This is a genomic window from Sphingomonas asaccharolytica NBRC 15499, from assembly GCF_001598355.1.
Lineage (GTDB): Bacteria > Pseudomonadota > Alphaproteobacteria > Sphingomonadales > Sphingomonadaceae > Sphingomonas > Sphingomonas asaccharolytica.
The window spans coordinates 63,434-78,775 of sequence record NZ_BCYU01000010.1; the positions used below are offsets into that span (position 1 = coordinate 63,434).

General features: G+C 63.8%; 15 protein-coding genes. 3 read left to right on the forward strand and 12 right to left on the reverse strand.

Annotated features, from left to right (window positions below):
- Positions 1 to 6: 6 nt before the first annotated feature.
- The 10 genes from SAS01S_RS04260 to SAS01S_RS04305 form a co-directional block, all read right to left on the reverse strand.
- A complete protein-coding gene (locus SAS01S_RS04260) occupies positions 7 to 972 on the reverse strand; it encodes a fumarylacetoacetate hydrolase family protein (protein ID WP_066805345.1) in 966 nt (321 codons plus the stop codon).
- Complete coding sequence (locus SAS01S_RS04265; RefSeq protein ID WP_066805349.1) at positions 969 to 1,901, reverse strand: NAD-dependent epimerase/dehydratase family protein; 933 nt, start codon at positions 1,899 to 1,901, stop codon at positions 969 to 971. The genes SAS01S_RS04260 and SAS01S_RS04265 overlap by 4 nt, the downstream gene beginning before the upstream one ends.
- A 28-nt stretch (positions 1,902 to 1,929) precedes the next feature.
- Complete coding sequence (locus SAS01S_RS04270) at positions 1,930 to 2,709, reverse strand: cyclase family protein (RefSeq protein WP_066805353.1); 780 nt, start codon at positions 2,707 to 2,709, stop codon at positions 1,930 to 1,932.
- Positions 2,710 to 2,719: 10 nt separating this feature from the next.
- The gene (locus tag SAS01S_RS04275) at positions 2,720 to 3,904 is read right to left on the reverse strand and encodes a cytochrome P450 (protein WP_084238492.1); all 1,185 of its coding nucleotides are present in this window, start codon (positions 3,902 to 3,904) and stop codon (positions 2,720 to 2,722) included.
- The gene (locus SAS01S_RS04280; RefSeq protein ID WP_066805357.1) at positions 3,901 to 5,058 is read right to left on the reverse strand and encodes an alpha/beta hydrolase family protein; all 1,158 of its coding nucleotides are present in this window, start codon (positions 5,056 to 5,058) and stop codon (positions 3,901 to 3,903) included. The genes SAS01S_RS04275 and SAS01S_RS04280 overlap by 4 nt, the downstream gene beginning before the upstream one ends.
- Before the next feature lie 4 nt (positions 5,059 to 5,062).
- On the reverse strand, positions 5,063 to 5,965 hold the full coding sequence (locus SAS01S_RS04285) for a VOC family protein (RefSeq protein ID WP_066805360.1): 903 nt from the start codon (positions 5,963 to 5,965) through the stop codon (positions 5,063 to 5,065).
- 11 nt (positions 5,966 to 5,976) lie between these two features.
- Positions 5,977 to 7,212, reverse strand: a complete 1,236-nt coding sequence (locus SAS01S_RS04290; RefSeq protein WP_066805363.1) for an amidohydrolase family protein — start codon at positions 7,210 to 7,212, stop codon at positions 5,977 to 5,979.
- The gene (locus tag SAS01S_RS04295) at positions 7,209 to 7,640 is read right to left on the reverse strand and encodes a GlcG/HbpS family heme-binding protein (RefSeq protein ID WP_066805370.1); all 432 of its coding nucleotides are present in this window, start codon (positions 7,638 to 7,640) and stop codon (positions 7,209 to 7,211) included. Before SAS01S_RS04295 ends, SAS01S_RS04290 begins: the two co-directional genes overlap by 4 nt.
- Positions 7,640 to 8,761, reverse strand: a complete 1,122-nt coding sequence (locus SAS01S_RS04300) for an FAD-dependent oxidoreductase (RefSeq protein ID WP_066805377.1) — start codon at positions 8,759 to 8,761, stop codon at positions 7,640 to 7,642. The genes SAS01S_RS04295 and SAS01S_RS04300 overlap by 1 nt, the downstream gene beginning before the upstream one ends.
- A gap of 113 nt (positions 8,762 to 8,874) precedes the next feature.
- Entirely contained in the window at positions 8,875 to 9,780 is a 906-nt protein-coding gene (locus tag SAS01S_RS04305; RefSeq protein WP_066805379.1) for a LysR family transcriptional regulator, read from the reverse strand.
- Between the two features lie 129 nt (positions 9,781 to 9,909).
- On the opposite strand from SAS01S_RS04305, the gene SAS01S_RS04310 reads away from it, so the two are divergent.
- The 3 genes from SAS01S_RS04310 to SAS01S_RS04320 are packed head-to-tail and all read left to right on the forward strand — an operon-like array spanning position 9,910 to position 13,638.
- Positions 9,910 to 12,198: a TonB-dependent receptor gene (locus tag SAS01S_RS04310; RefSeq protein WP_084238494.1), complete on the forward strand. Its 2,289-nt coding sequence runs from the start codon at positions 9,910 to 9,912 to the stop codon at positions 12,196 to 12,198.
- Positions 12,198 to 13,181: an MBL fold metallo-hydrolase gene (locus SAS01S_RS04315; RefSeq protein WP_066805380.1), complete on the forward strand. Its 984-nt coding sequence runs from the start codon at positions 12,198 to 12,200 to the stop codon at positions 13,179 to 13,181. Before SAS01S_RS04310 ends, SAS01S_RS04315 begins: the two co-directional genes overlap by 1 nt.
- Complete coding sequence (locus SAS01S_RS04320; RefSeq protein ID WP_169804896.1) at positions 13,168 to 13,638, forward strand: hypothetical protein; 471 nt, start codon at positions 13,168 to 13,170, stop codon at positions 13,636 to 13,638. The genes SAS01S_RS04315 and SAS01S_RS04320 overlap by 14 nt, the downstream gene beginning before the upstream one ends.
- Before the next feature lie 289 nt (positions 13,639 to 13,927).
- Here SAS01S_RS04320 and SAS01S_RS04325 read toward each other — a convergent pair whose 3' ends face one another.
- Together SAS01S_RS04325 and SAS01S_RS04330 are read right to left on the reverse strand one after the other, a co-directional pair.
- Positions 13,928 to 14,314, reverse strand: a complete 387-nt coding sequence (locus SAS01S_RS04325; protein ID WP_066805384.1) for a hypothetical protein — start codon at positions 14,312 to 14,314, stop codon at positions 13,928 to 13,930.
- Positions 14,315 to 14,357: 43 nt separating this feature from the next.
- On the reverse strand, positions 14,358 to 15,281 hold the full coding sequence (locus SAS01S_RS04330) for an alpha/beta hydrolase (protein WP_066805387.1): 924 nt from the start codon (positions 15,279 to 15,281) through the stop codon (positions 14,358 to 14,360).
- Positions 15,282 to 15,342: the final 61 nt, after the last annotated feature.

Consider the following 15,342-nt stretch of genomic DNA (forward strand, 5'->3'; position numbering starts at 1 on the left):
GGTAGTTCAACCACTGGTAACGACACGCTGATCGATCACGCCGAACAATGGAGCGCCATTGATATCGCGTGCCTCCATGCGCACGCGATCGCCAAAGCGCATGAACGCGGTGCGGGGCTCGCCGTGATCGACCAGTTCGATCCCGCGCCGTTCCGCGATGCAGGATGAGCCAACTTCGCGATAGTTGGCGTTGGAAACAGTCCCGGACCCGATAATCGTCCCGGCGGGAAGCGCGCGCGTCCGCGCGGCATGCGCGATGAGTTCGTGAAAACCGAACGCCATCGGCGCACCATTGGCGTTGCCGAAGCGCTCCCCGTTCCAGTCCACGGCAAGGTCGAGGCAAACGCGGCCGTCACGCCACGCTGTCCCCAGCTCGTCGGGCGTCACTGCGAATGGTGCGACGCTGCAGGCGGGCTTGGCCTGGATCCAGCCGAATCCCGTTTTCATCTCGATCGGTGCGATCGCGCGAAGCGACCAGTCGTTGAGCTGGATTACGAGCTTCACATGGTCCAGCGCGTCAGCGGCCGCGATGCCCATTGGTACTGAGTCAACGACAATGCCGAACTCGCCCTCAAAGTCGATCCCGTCGGCTTCGCTTGGGAGCGGCACGTCGTCATTTGGCCCAAGAAACGCGTGCGAAAGGCCTTGATACATGAGCGGAAGATCGGTCTCGATCGGCGCGATACCGAAGGCCCGCTGCATCAACTCGCCGTGGCTTTCGAAAGCAGAGCCATCGAGCCATTGCCAGGCACGAGGGAGCGGGGCGGCAAATCGAACACCGCTTATTACCTGGCCGTCGCCATTCTCCAGCCTTTGGGCAATCGCGTCCAATTGAGGAACGGCGGTGGCCCATTGTTCCAACGCCGCCTGCAATGTCGGCGCAACGCCAGCGGGAAGGTAGCGCGTCGTGTCTGCGGAGATGACCACGAGCGCTCCATCAGGCGTTCCGTCGTGAATGGTGGCGAGCTTCATTGGGCGCTTTCCTGTTTTTCGATGGTGGCGATGGCCGAGGTGACGAGCGCGGCCGTCGAGCCATCATGGGCGAAGCCAAGCGCTTCGGCGGTGGGACTGGAAAGGGGAGGATACGCTCCGAACGCGGCCTGTAGATCGCGGTCCGGGGCATACGCGACGCGGCTAGTGTCCGCGCCAGTTTGACGGGCAATCGCCGCGATCAGTTCGTCCATCCGCACTTGCAGCGCTGGAAGCGTGATCGCGCGACTGTCGGGCAGCGGCGCTTCCAGCGTCAACGCATGTAAGAATGCGTTCACGACCGTGTCGATGGACATCAGCCACATCGTCGCATCGGCTGCGATCGGACTGGTGAACGGTACGCCGGCGCGCAACGCATGGAACACTTCGCTCATGAACGCGGATTTCATGCCGGACGGACCGGGCGGGCGCGCGACGATCCCTGGCAATCGTATCGATACGGCGTCCACTGCGCCGCGCCGCGACAGTGTGGCGAGCCACTGCTCGATCATCGCCTTGTGCGCGCCATAGACGAGCTGTGGGCGCAGCGGCGTGTCATCATCGACCACCGGGGGCAGAGGCGAGCCCAGTACAGCGATGCTGCTCGCAAAGACAAAGCGGGGCTCGGCGCCGGCGGCAGCGGCGGCCTCGCTCAGCGCGATCGTTGCATCGATGTTGATTCGGCGCGCGCCAATCGGATCAACTTCCGCTGCGCCGCCGGGCATGGTCGCCAAATGCACGACCGCATCGCAGCCCCCAGCTAATGCGCGCGCGATGATCCCGGGGTCGGTGAGGTCGCCGACAAGCACATCGCCCCCATGCGCGCCCGGGGCGATGTGATCGAGCGCCACCACCTGATGTCCTTCATCGGCAAGGCGCAGGAGGAGCGAACGCCCGACGAATCCGCCCGCTCCGGTGACGACGACGCGCATGGTGCCTAGTGCCTGCTCATCACGTCGTTCAGTCTTCGAAGATCGCGACGGCGCGAGTCCATCCGGCCGAACCCGCCTTCACCTTGTGGGGGAAGCAGCTGACCGTGAAGCCGAACGCCGGCAGCGCCTCAAGGTTGTGCAGCTTTTCGAGGTGACAATAGCCGATGTCGCGGCCGGCTTTGTGGCCTTCCCAGATCAGCGACGTGTCGCCGGTCTCGCTGACACGTTGCGCGGTATAGCTGAACGGCGCGTCCCACGACCAAGCGTCGGTCCCCGTCACGCGAACGCCGCGCGACGTCAGATACATCGTCGCGTCGTACCCCATGCCACAGCCAATATCGACGAACCGCGGATCGCCCAGCGCGGCGCCGGCGGCGGTATTGACCAATACGATGTCGAGCGGCTGGAGTTCATAGTCGATGCGTGCCAATTCGGCTGCGACGTCATCGGCGGTGACCACATAGCCATCGGCGAAGTGTCGGAAGTCGAGCTTCACGCCTGGTCGAAAGCACCAATCGAGCGGGACCTCGTCGATGGTAATGGCGCGCTCGCCGCCGTCCATCGTCGGGTGGTAATGCCAGGGGGCATCGAGGTGCGTGCCGTTGTGCGTGCTCATCACCACCGTTTCCGCAGCGGCGAAACCCTGGCCTCCCGGGAATTGCTCCGCGGCGACCCCGGGGAAGAAGAACTGGGCTTCCTTCACGGTCTCGCCATGTGACTGGTACGTAATCTGTGGACGCATGAACGGCGGGTCCGTGATCACTTCAGGGTCAAGCGTGATCGACAGATCGACGAAGCGGCGTGTCATGGGAATGTCCTCAAGCTGGAAGGATTTCGACCGGCAGGCTGGCCAGTGCGTGAAGGGTGTTGTTGAGCCGGCGCACCGGCTCACCTGCGAGGCGGATTTCGGCGACGCGCGGAATGAGCGCTTCGAGCACCAGTTCGGCTTCGAGGCGTGCGACCATCTGGCCCAGGCATTGGTGGATGCCATGGCCAAAGCCCACATGCCCGCTGGTGGCGCGCGTGAGATCGAACTGTTCAGGGCTCTCCCAGCGGCGCGGGTCGCGATTGGCGGCGGCGAGAAACAGGACGACTTTGGAGCCTTCAGGGATCGTTGCACCGTCGACGTCGACCGCGCGCGTGGTCGTGCGGAAGAACGTCTGAACGGTGGAATCCCACCGCAGGCTCTCGTCAAGCGCGCGGCGTGCAAGCTTTGGCTCGGCGCGCAGCCGCGCCCATTGCTCGGGGAAGCTCGCGAAGGCGAGCATCATGATGCCGATGCCGTTGACCGTGGTATCGACCCCTGCGGAGAGGAGCGACCGCACGAGCCGTTCGGCTTCCGCCTCGCTCAAGTCATAGTCGACCGCCTTGTCGTGGATGGACGCGCCCCAGCTACCGTCCGCCAGCGATTCCCGGCGGCATGCGTTAGCCACCCAGCCAACCGCGTGGGCCGCGGCGGCCTCGCCCTGCTCAAATATCGCGTTTCGCGGACCGAATGCGTTGAACACCGCGGCGGCGTAGGTGAGCAGACAGTCGCGACCCTCGCTCGGAACACCCACCGTGTCCGGGAACACCAGCATCGGATAGGCTTCGCCGAGCTCGGTCACGGCATCGAAACGTCGCTTTTCCAAGAGGCAGTCGACCAGTTCGTGTGCCCTGGCGCTCCAGAGGGGGCGGACCTCCTGCAGTGCCTTGAGCGATACGACCTTGTTCATCAGACCGCGCGTGCGGTCGTGCAGCGGCGGGTCGGCCTCAAGCAGCAACGACGGCGGACGCCAGGGCGCTTCTCGCGAAAAATCGGCAAGACCTACACCGCGGCCGGAGCAGTAGGTTCCATGGTCGCCGAGCGCTTTCGACACCTCGGCGTGACGCGCCATTGCGTAGCATTCGATCGGTTCGAGCCACACCACCGGGCCTGCGTCGCGCAGCGCGGCGTGGTGCGCGGCCGGATCGCTCAGGAAGTCCTCGTCGAACGGATCGACCGCGAGCGCCGGAACACTCACCCGGTGTGTCCGCCCAGCGTGTCGGCGAACCAGTCGGCGATATAGTCGCGGCCAAAGCTCATATTGTCCGCGCCCACATGCTCGACGCCGCCTTCGCGCGCGGTGAAAATCCGCAATTCGCGGCGCGGGGAGTTGGTGAGCTGGTCGTAGCTCTGGTGCGCATAGTCGACCGAAATCTGGCGGTCTTCGGCGCCGTGCGTGACGAGAAACGGTACCTTGATGCGATCCATCACGCCGTTCAGCGTCATTCCCTCGGCGCGTCGGAAGAAATCGTCCATGTCGCTGGCGCCGAACACCCACCTCACATGTGCCCAATAATGGGGAACGGGGTTCTCGCCTTCGCGACGCAAGCGCTTCTGCTGCACCTCCGCCCAATTGTGATTGGCGCCCCACACCGCGCCGCTGGCAAATCGCGGCTCGAACGCGACGGCCCGCGGCGCATAATGGCCGCCGAGCGAGATGCCGGTCATGCCGATGCGCTTGGGGTCGATTTCGGCCCGCGCCTCAAGCCAGTCGACCGCCTTTGACGCCCAATGCTCGCTCTCCGGCATGGCCGGTAGACCCTGCAGTCTGAGCGTTTCCCCCGTGCCGGGTTGATCGACGCACAATGTCGATATGCCGCGCGCCGCAAGCGCGTGGGGCAGTCGCGACCAGAACAGGAGTTCCTTGCAGCTGTCGAGGCCGTTGCAATAGACCACGACCGGCTTCGGTCCATGACCGGGTGCGCGAGTGTAGAGGGCCGGCATGACGCCGCCGTCGATCGGAATCTCAACGCGCTCGCAATTTTCGCGCGCGAAGGCAGTCCCCTTTTCGAAGGCGGCGCGCGCCTTGGCGAAGGTCTCGCCGCGTCCGGGATGGCCATGGCCCTGCATGCGCTCGGCGGTAAACAGGTAGAGCGCGGCGCGTTGCAGCTTTGTCCCCGCCGACAGCGTTCGCCCCTTGGCCTCGTCTTCATCGGCAAGGCCGATGAGCTTGTCGGCCATTTTCACCCATTCGGCGAGGAACTCTGCGGTGCCGGCATCGGTGCCGTTGTTCGCCGCGTCGCGAATGGGCTGGCACATATCGACGATCTCGCCGATCCGCGCACCGCTTTCGAGCGCAATCGCGAGGCTGAGATTCCACACATAGTTCGGGAAATATTGGAACAGCGCCATCGGATCAGGCCTCGACCGCCTGGAACAGGCCGGCATCGGGTGCTGGATGCGGCATGGTTTGCGGCCCGCCGACGCCAATGCCCCATTGGTCCATGACCAGCGGCGCCGGCTTATGGACCGTCGGCTGCCAGGTGGCGTCGTCCACTTCTTCCAGCTCCGAAGTATATTCGACCGCGAAGCCATTGGGGGTGACGAAGTAGCTGAACGTGTTGTTGCCCGCGGTGTGGCGGCCGGGGCCCCAGTTGATGTCGACTTGCTTCTGTTTCAAATTGTGGATGCCGCGCATCATGTCGTCGACGCCGAGCATGTCGTAGGCGACGTGATTGAGGCAGGGTGGCCCGGGCAGGAAGGCGATGCGGTGGTGCCATTCGTTGCACCGAAGGAAGCTCATGAAATCGCCCAGCCAGTCACTCAGCTTGAACCCGAGTACGTCGATGAAGAACTGCGTCGCTGCTTTGTGGTCGGGCGAATGGAAAACGATGTGGCTGATCTTCTGCGGCACCGCGTCCCAGCGATGCATTTCGCGCACTGGCCCGCGCGCGACGTCGCTGGAAATTTCGAAGGTAAGCCCGTCTGGGCTGAAAAAGCGGAAGCCATAGCCGGCGCCGAAACCTTCGAGGTCTTTGGGCGGAAATACGATCCGGCATCCCGCGGCGATTACCTTGTCGTGCAGCGTGTCGACATCAGCGCGCGTGTGGGTCGCGAGGGCAACGACATCGATACGCTTGGTGTCTGACGCGCGGAGCCGAACGACGAAAAGTTCGTCATGTCCTTCGGTCGCGAAATAGATGAGTCCGTCGCGCTCCTCGACCTGCTTCAGGCCCCACTTTTCCGCGTAAAACGCACGCTCAGCCTCGAGATCGGGCACGCCATAGCCCACATAGCGGATTTCGGTCACACGACTCATCGTCTAGTCCTTCAGTGGAGAGTTACGGCCGGGCGCTTGTGGAAGCGGCCGCCCTTCATGATTGCAGCAAGGTTTGACTTGCCCTGCAGGACGGTCACGTCCGCAGTCGGATCACCATCGACGAGCAGGATGTCGGCGAAATGCCCCGCGCGGATCACGCCGACCGGCAGGTCCATCAATACTCCGCCCTGGCCAGTGGCTGCGGCGAGCGCCTCCGCTGGTGAGAAGCCGAACAGGCGCACAAAGAGGTCGAGGTCGCGCGCGTTGCGGCCAATCGGATTGTAAGGAAAGCCGTAGTCACCACCGGGCAGCACACGAATGCCGCGCTTGCGCATTTGGGGGATGACTTGTTGCATCAGTTCGAGTCCGGAGACTGCGCCCATTTTCTCGGCCTCAGCCGTGCCGATCCCGAAGGCTTGTGCCTCGTGGCAACGCGCGTAGAGTAAGCCGGGCGCCGGTGCGACGAACAGTTCGTCGCGCTTCGCCTCGAGCATGTCGAGCGCCTCGGTATCCGCATAGGTACAGTGAAAGATGGCACGGAACCCCGCCCGCACCGCGCGTTTAACGGCTTCCGATGCCTGAGCGTGACACGCCAGCCAGATGCCGGTTTCCCGCGCGGCTTCGCCGATCGCCTGCGCCTCCTCTTCGGAATACATCAACACTTGGCTACCGCCCGGCGCAAAGCCCTCGTCGCTCGACATCAGAAACTTGATCGTGTCGCAGCCCAGCGCCTTCATATCGGCGACGTAACGGCGCAGACCGTCGATGCTGCGGTCATGGGTCGGGTCGTGGCCGGCGGGAACGCCCATTACCCCCTCGGCGCCTTTTTCCAGGGCGGACGCGCGGAGGCGCGGGCCGGGCAGATGGCCGGCATCGATCATGTCGCGCAGTGCCGGCTCGAACCGCTCGCCGAGCGAGCCTGCCGAATAGGCACTGGTGAAACCATGATCGAGCGTGATGCGGGCGTTTTGCGCCGTCACCAGCAGATGTTCTTCGGGCGGCAACTTCATGCTGTCGATCACCCGCTCGACCGAACTCGGCCAGGTCAGATGCGCATGCGCCTCGACCATGCCCGGCATCAATGTCGCACCCTTGCCGTCGAGCAGTTCGGCGCCGTCGCGCGGCAGGCGCTCGTCGCCGCGCGCCACCGCGACGATATGTTCGTTGCGCACCAGCACCTCGCCGGGGAAGCGCGCTGCGCCGCTACCATCGAACACGTTCACGTTGCTGAACAGCGTCGCGTTCATGCGCCGGTGTCCGCAACGAGAGCGACTGCGGCGATGCCGGCGAGCGCGCAGATCTCGTCATTGTCCGAGGTATCTCCGCTAACGCCGACCGCGCCGAGCAAGGCGCCGGCCGCATCGCGGATCAGCACGCCGCCGGCGACAGGCACGATGCCCTTGGGAAATACGCCGGTCAACGCGGTGAAGAAACCCGGCACGGCCTCGGCCCGGCGTGCCAATTCGCGCCCGCCGAAACCCATGCCCAGGCAACCAGCCGCCTTGGCGGTGGCGATCTCCGGTCGCGAGATCGACGCCCGTTCGTCGCGCAACAAAGCGAGAGCGTGGCCGCCGGCGTCGAGGACAGTTGCACATAAAGGTGCGAAGCCGCGGGCGATGCCTTCGGCGAGCGTCTTGTCCGCGATGGTGCGGGCCTGAACGAGCGTGAGCGTCATCAGATCGGCTGCGCCGTGATCTGGAACATTTCGTGGGTAACCTTGCCCTGGTCGACCCGGGGTCCTTGTCCGGTCTGGCCGAAGCTGATCGCCTTCGATTGCTCGACGATGTAGCGGCAGCGATCGATCCGGCGCGCGCGGAAGGCGGCGAACGCCGCCTCGGGATTCGGGTGTCGCACAAGTTCCTCGGCCAGCACGATGCTGTCCTCGATCGCCATGCCCGCGCCCTGGCCGAGATGTGGCGTGGTCGCGTGGACGGCGTCGCCGATCAGCACGACGCGCCCGCGATGCCACGGCCCTTCGAGCATGATCCATTCGAGCGGCTTGTAGACCACCGCGTCGTCGTCGATGATCTGCTCGGCCAATTCCGCGATGCGCGGCGGCTGACCGGTCAGTTTCGAGCGCATCTCGGCGGCAAGCCCGGTGCGCGGGTAGCGCCGGTTCTCCGGCTCGGGCGTGGTCACGTACATGTACATGAGGGTGTCGGACAACGGCACGAGGCCGACGCCGATCGGTCCGTCAAAGGCGCACAAGGCCGTGACGTCGGCGGGGCGGGGAAAGTTGTAGCGCCATACGCCCTGGCCGACGAACGCCGGCGGCGCCGCCTCAGGCGCGACGTGATCTCTCATCTGGGAATAGAGCCCGTCCGCGCCGATCGCGATGTCGTAGCGTCCGCGCGTGCCGTCCGAAAACGTTACATCGACGCCCTCGCCCTCGCCGTCGTCGTCGAGCGCGCCCACCGTCACCCCGAGCCGGATCGCCGCCCCTGCCGCGATAGCCCGATCGCCAAGCACCTGATGCAGGGCGCGGCGGCCGATGCCGACATTGGCTGGGTAGCCGGGCGTCAGTCTGGGCGACGGGATGATCGCGACCCGCTGGCCGCTCGGGACATAGATTTCAACCTGATCGAAGCCAAAACCGGCGCCGAGATAATCGTCGATGATGCCAAGGTCCGCCATCGCGCGGATGACATTGGCCTGTTGAATGATGCCGACGCCATAGACCGACCAATCGGGGTCTTTCTCGACGATCGTGACGTCAAAGCCAGCGCGCCGAAGGGCGATGGCCGAGGTCAGTCCGCCGATGCCGCCGCCGACGACGAGGATATTCAGAGTGTTCACGCATCCGTCCCAAATTGGCGCCGCCGGCTGTCCTGCCGATCCATTCGCGCCACCTTATTGAGGCGGATCATTCCATCTGTAAAAATGAACGTTTTTATGCGTGAGCATAAATTCTATGAATGATCTGTAACTTGCTTGATGAGGGCGATCAACCAGCGCAGCCCGGCATCCTCGCTGCGTGTTCGATTATATTGCAGCATTTCGCGCATCACCGGAAAGCCAAAGGGCATTTCGACGAAGCAGATCGCGATGCGTTCGGCATAGGCGCGAGCGAGGCGTTCGTGCATCACCGCGAGGCGACGCGTGTTGACGAGCATCTCCGGCGCGACCGCGAAGGACGAGACGAGCACCTCGATCCGCCGCTCCTTGCCCTGCTCGCGAAGAAACTTCTCGGCAAACGACGTTGGGCGCAGGCGGCCGATCTCCACTGCGACATGTCCGGCGGCGAGGAAGTCCTCCTCGCTCAGCGGCCTTTGCACCAGCGGATTACCGGCCCAGCCAGCTACCACGTGGCGCTCCTCGAACAGCAATTCGCTGGGATGGTCCGGAGAGACATGCTCGGCAGGTGTGATCATCAAGTCGAGTTCGCCCTGATCGAGCATCGCCGCCATGGCGTCGGATGGAGGAACCAGCTCGAGCGACACGCCCGGCGCGACCTGTTCGAGTTCGGAGACGAGGTGGGTAAACAAGACGATCGAAAGATAGTCTGACGCTCCGATCCGGAAGCGGCGCTGCGACGTCGCGGGATCGAATTGGGTCGACAACGACACCATGCGTTCGACGTCGGTCAGAAGGGCACGCAGCGCGTCACGCAAGCGTAGGGCATGCGGCGTGGGGATCATCTTCTTGCCGTGCGCAGACAGGATCGGATCGTGGAAATAATCGCGCAACCGGCGCAGCGCCGCGCTCATGGCCGGCTGACTGAGATGGAGCCGCTCTGCCGCCCGCGAGACGCTGCGCTCCTCGATCAGGACATCGAGCGCGACGAGCAGATTAAGGTCGAGCCCCTGGAACCGCATTCGCGCATACTATTCACGCCATGATTGGTATTCAATCACAACAAATGATTTTTCTTATGCATCCTCCCGACGCAGAACCGTGGCCGAAACGAGCGACCCCGCAATAGGGGCGCGACTGGGGAGGAATACATGAAAGTCACCCGCCTGCTGGAGCTATCGGTGGCGCCGGCTGCGCTGATCGCGGCGATGCCCGCCGTCGCCCAGACCGCGCCGACTCCGACCGAATCCGCCGAGGCGCCACAGGGCATTCCCGACATCGTGGTCACGGCGCAGCGGCGCGAGGAGACTTTGCAAAAGGCCGCGATCGCGGTCAGCGCGGTCGCCGGCGACACGCTGACCAAGAACAGCATCAGTCAGGCGACCGACCTGACGCGGCTGGTACCGTCGCTGCAGATCGCGCCAGCGGCGTCGTTCACCCAAATCTATCTGCGTGGCGTCGGCACGTTCGGCTCGAATGCCTTTGCCGAGCAAGGCGTCGCCTTCAACCTCGACGGTGTTTACCTGTCGCGCCCCGCGGCGCCGGCTGGCCTGTTCTACGATCTTGAGCGGATCGAGGTGCTGAAGGGACCGCAAGGCACGCTCTATGGCCGTAACGCGACCGGCGGCGCGCTCAACGTCATCACGGCCAAACCGAAATTTGGCGAGTTGGGCGGTTATCTCAACGCCGAATATGGCAATTACAATGCGATCAAGGGATCGGGCGCGATCAACGTGCCGATCGGCGAGCACGTCGCGTTCCGCCTCGCCGGGCAATATGCCAAGCATGACGGCTATTACAGCGACGGGTATGACGATGAGGATACCCGGGCGGTGCGCGGCCAGTTACGCGGCGAGACCGGTACAGGCCTCGATGCCACCCTATCGATCGATTATGCCCATGTCGGTGGCAAGGGATCCGGTGGTACGATCATGCCGCTGCTCGACGGCAAGAACCGCCTCGGGCCGAGCGACCCGCGCGTCATCGCCGAGTACCTGACCCGCGCGCCGACCGCACCGGTCCCGCAGTTCATCGCTCGTAACGACGGCTATCAGGACAACCGCTTTTTCGGCGCATCGATGACGATCAACGCCGATCTCGGTTTCGCCAAGCTGACGGTCATCCCGGCCTATCGCAAGACCGATCTCGACTTCGTCAGCTATGCGTCGAGCTTCCTGATCGACGTGACCGAGAATTCCGATCAGATGTCGCTCGAGACGCGACTATCGAACAAGTCCGGGCCGCTGAATTGGGTGCTCGGCAGCTATTATTTTACCGAGCATGTGACGGCCAATCAGTTCTTCGATCAGGGTAGCAATGGAACTCGCATCAATTCGCGACTTGGCACCGACAGCTACGCCTTTTTCGGTCAGGGAACCTATTCGCTGACCAACACGCTCCGCCTCACCGGTGGCCTGCGCTATACGCATGACAACAAAACACAGGATACCGAGGCTCACACTCTGCCGTTTGTCGGCTTCGTCCCCGGCGTTTTCCCGCTGGTGCCGATCATCGCCGATATTCGGTCTTTCCCAAAGAGCGACGTGTCGTTCAGCAAGGTGACCTGGAAGGCAGGATTGGAGTTCGATCTCGGGCCGCGATCGTTGCTTTATGCGTCGGTATCGACCGGGTTCAAATCCGGTGTGCTGTTCGCTGCCGAAGGTCTCAATTATTCGAAGCCCGAGACGCTGCGCGCCTACACGGTAGGATCGAAGAACCGCTTCTTCGACAACAAGCTCCAGCTCAACATCGAAGCATTCTACTGGGACTATCGTGACCAGCAGGTCACCCATCTCGGCGCGGTGCAGGTCGCCAGCACGCCGGGCGGTCCGATCTTCGGCCCGATCTTTGCGACCGAGAATGCCGGCCAGGCGACCATCTACGGTGCCGAGGCCGAACTCCAGTTCCAGCCGACGCGCGACGATCTCTTCACTGCCAACGTCCAGTATCTCCACGCGCGTTACGATTCGCTGCAATATCAAGCCTATTCGACCACTGGCGTCGCGCCGGTCGTCGGCTGCGCGACCGCGGTGACCAGCTTGACGGGCGCGAGTCCCCAGGCACGCATCTACAACGTGAATTGCTCGGGACGACCGGTCGTCAACGCCCCGACCTGGTCGATCAATGCCGGCTATCAGCACACATTCCAGCTGGGGAATTCGGGTCGGATCATCGCCGGCGCGGACACCCGCATCGAATCGTCACGCTTCCTGTCGATCGAATATCTCGCGCTGGGTCAGCAGGGTTCCTACATGATGTCGAACGCCCGCCTGACCTATGAAACGGCGAATGGGCGCTATTCGCTGACTGGCTTCATCAACAATATCGAGAACAAGCTGGTCTTCTCCAACTCACTGCAGAGCCCGGCCAAAGGGGGTACGGTCTATAACCAGTTGCGGCCACCACGCACCTATGGCGTGCGGGGGAGCATGAAGTTCTGATGCGGGCTGCGGCGGCTATCTGGCTGGCGGCGTTCGGGCTATCCGCCACGCCTGTGGCGACCGCGAAGCAGGCACCGGGCCTCGCTCAGTTTGTCACGCTGGGCACCGGGGGCGGGCCGCTGACGCGGGTCAAACGCTCGGAACCGGCCAATGCCCTGGTCGTCAACGGCGCGGTCTATCTATTCGATGCGGGCGATGGGACGCAGCGCCAGCTCGCCGCGGCGGGGTTGTCGGTGCATGCGGTCCGCGCGATATTCGTGTCGCACCATCACATCGATCATGTCGGCGGTCTGGCGCCACTGCTCTTGACGCGCTGGTTGCTCGACGACCGTACGCCGCTGCCAGTCATCGGCCCGCCCGGGATGACGAATATGGTGGACGGGATCGCGTCGGCATATCGCGCGACCGAGCTGGCGCCGATCACGATCGGTGGGCCGCCGATGCCGGCGATCCGCGCGACGCTGGCGCCGCGGGATTTGCCGTCGATGCTCGATACGCCCAGGGAAGTGTATCGCGACGTGAATATTCGCGTGCTCGCGATCACGAACGATCACTATCACTTCCCGCCGGGAAGCGCGGCTGCTGCCTCGGCGCGCTCCTATTCATTTCGTATCGAAACCAAGGACCGCACGATCGTCTATACGGGCGATACCGGGCCATCGGCGCGCCTGCCGTTGCTTGCCAAGGGCTGCGATCTTTTGGTGAGTGAAGTCATCGACCTGTCAGCAATGGCGGCGATCTTGCGGCGGGCCGGCGACATCCCCCCTGCGGTGCTCGGCCCGATGATCGCGCACATGGAGCAAGATCATCTGGCGCCGGAAAGCGTTGCGCGCCTTGCGAGCACGGCGGGATGCAAGCGGGTAGTGCTGACACATCTCTCGCCAGGCATGGACGATGAGACAGACCTGTCGGGCTACACCAAGGGAATGGCCGCGATTTTTGCAGGCCCCATCACCGTCGCGAACGACCTTGCCCGGTTCTGACGCGATGACGCCGGAACAACGTCGGTATGTCGTTGGGGAAACCGTAATCAGCGTTGTGATCAATACCGTGATCAGTGTTGGTTTCGCTTGGTTGATGTTCGGCGGGGCGTCGTCGATTTCGATGCGCGCAATCACGCTCGATTCCATACCGCAGAGCTTCATGATCACGTTGATGAGCGTGCTGGTTCCCGGATTTCTGACGTTGCGTCGGCTCCAGGTTGGCGTGTTGGCCCCGCTGCCTGGGTTGCCGCCGCGCTGGTCGCTGCCCGTCCGCGCGGTTTGTGCCGCCCTGATCGCCATCGTGGCTGGTTTAGCCGTGCACGCCGCCCTCGGCACCGGGTGGGTAGCCGATGTCGGCTTTTCGACATTATTGGCCGTCAAGATCGTGTACGGTGCAACGCTAGCCGCAGTCGTGACGCCCTTCATGCTTCGATATGCGATGCGGCGCGACATCTGACGTCAAATGTTGCGGGTCCCGTAACCACGCAGGGCGAGGGCGGGAGCTCGGCGCTCGACATAGCGACATTATCGATCAGCTAGGGCGCATCGGCTAATCCTCGATCGTCTGTGAGCGGGGCGGATGGTGGGGGGCCGGGGCGTCTGCCGGCGAGTCGTATGTGCCGGGGCTGTTGGGCGTGGCGCGCCACTCGGGTTGACGTTCGGGGTTCGCCTCGGCGAGCAAACTGCGGACGCCCTGGACGTAATAATCCAGTGGTTGTCCGGCAATCCGCCGGAGATGTCTTTGGCTAGTCAGCCGGACGCAGGGTACGAGCAGCGGCGTCAGCGGTGTCTTCGGGACGGCTGTTGAACGCGATCGTCGCGTTGGGGGCCGCCTTGTGGACGGCGTTAACCACCATTTCGAACAGGGCGAGGCTCTTCGGTGGAATCCTCAGACCGCCGCCGATCACGACGCAATCATAGCGCGCACTGTTCAACTGCGTTTCGAGCATGGCGCGTCCGGCGTCGTCGGGCGTGATCATGCAGGTATCGCCATCCCAGCCGCGCTCGTGAATCTGCGCGACCGCGACGGCGATCCCCGCATTGATTTTTTCCGCATCGAACCCCGGCGGCAGCGACGGGTCCGAGAAGTCCACGGTTTCGGGCTTCTGGCCAACGAACAGGATGCGAGTCATGGAAATCTCCTTCCAAAAATTGTTGGGAACCGTGTCCGAGCGCCTATGCACGCAGATTAAGACGCACGAAGGTCGCGACGATATCGAGCGCTTGCGCCGCGGCCTTCAGAAGAGCGAGGTTTGCCGGGAACACATGGGCCATCCCCTGCCAAACGTGGAGCTCGGCGGGCGAACTGGCAGTTACGATGCTGTCGGCCATGCGTTGCGCATCGGTTAGCAGGATCTCATCCTCGCCAACATGCAGCATGACAGGAGGAAAGCCGGCGAGATCGGCATAGAGAGGCGAGGCCTCCGGAACCTTTGGATCGGTTGCTCCGAGATAGGTGATGCGTGCCCGCTCCAATGCCTCACCGGTGAGCAACGGATCGTGCGCGGCACGCGTCGTCATGCTATCGCCGGTCAACGCCAGATCGGTCCAGGGGGAAATGACCACGGCGGCGACCGGTTTCGGCGCCAAGCCGTTCCGTGCGGCGGCGGTCATCCGCGTCGCGATGACGAGCGCCAGGCCGCCACCCGCCGAATCGCCGAGGATCGCAATCCTGGATATGCCAGCCGCCACCAGCCCATGATAGGCCGCATCGCCGTCTTCGACCGCCGCAGGAAAGGGCCGTTCGGGCGCAAGGCCATAGTCGGGAATGAACGCATCGACCTTGGCCCGGGCCACGATCTGCCCGACGAAGTTGCGGTAAGCCTGTGCCGAACCAACGACATACGCGCCGCCATGAAAATACAGGATCGCGGTGCCCGGCGTCGCCTCCGCTGTGCGGCACCACCAGCCGGGAACGCCACCGATCTCGGCTGCTTCGTAGGTGACGGTGTCAGCCCGCGGGGTCCTGCCCATCAGGTCGTCGAACGCGGCGCGGCCATCGGGGCTGAGATCGGCTGCCGGCTGGAGCGCGATCATGGCGCGCATCGCCACCATCGCGGCTCGATCCAGCAAATGCTCCTTGTGGTAGGTCTCGGTCATCACGATCGTCCTCGAGCAGGTTCGTAAGGATGGTTGCGACCCGCCGGTCGAAACCGGCGGG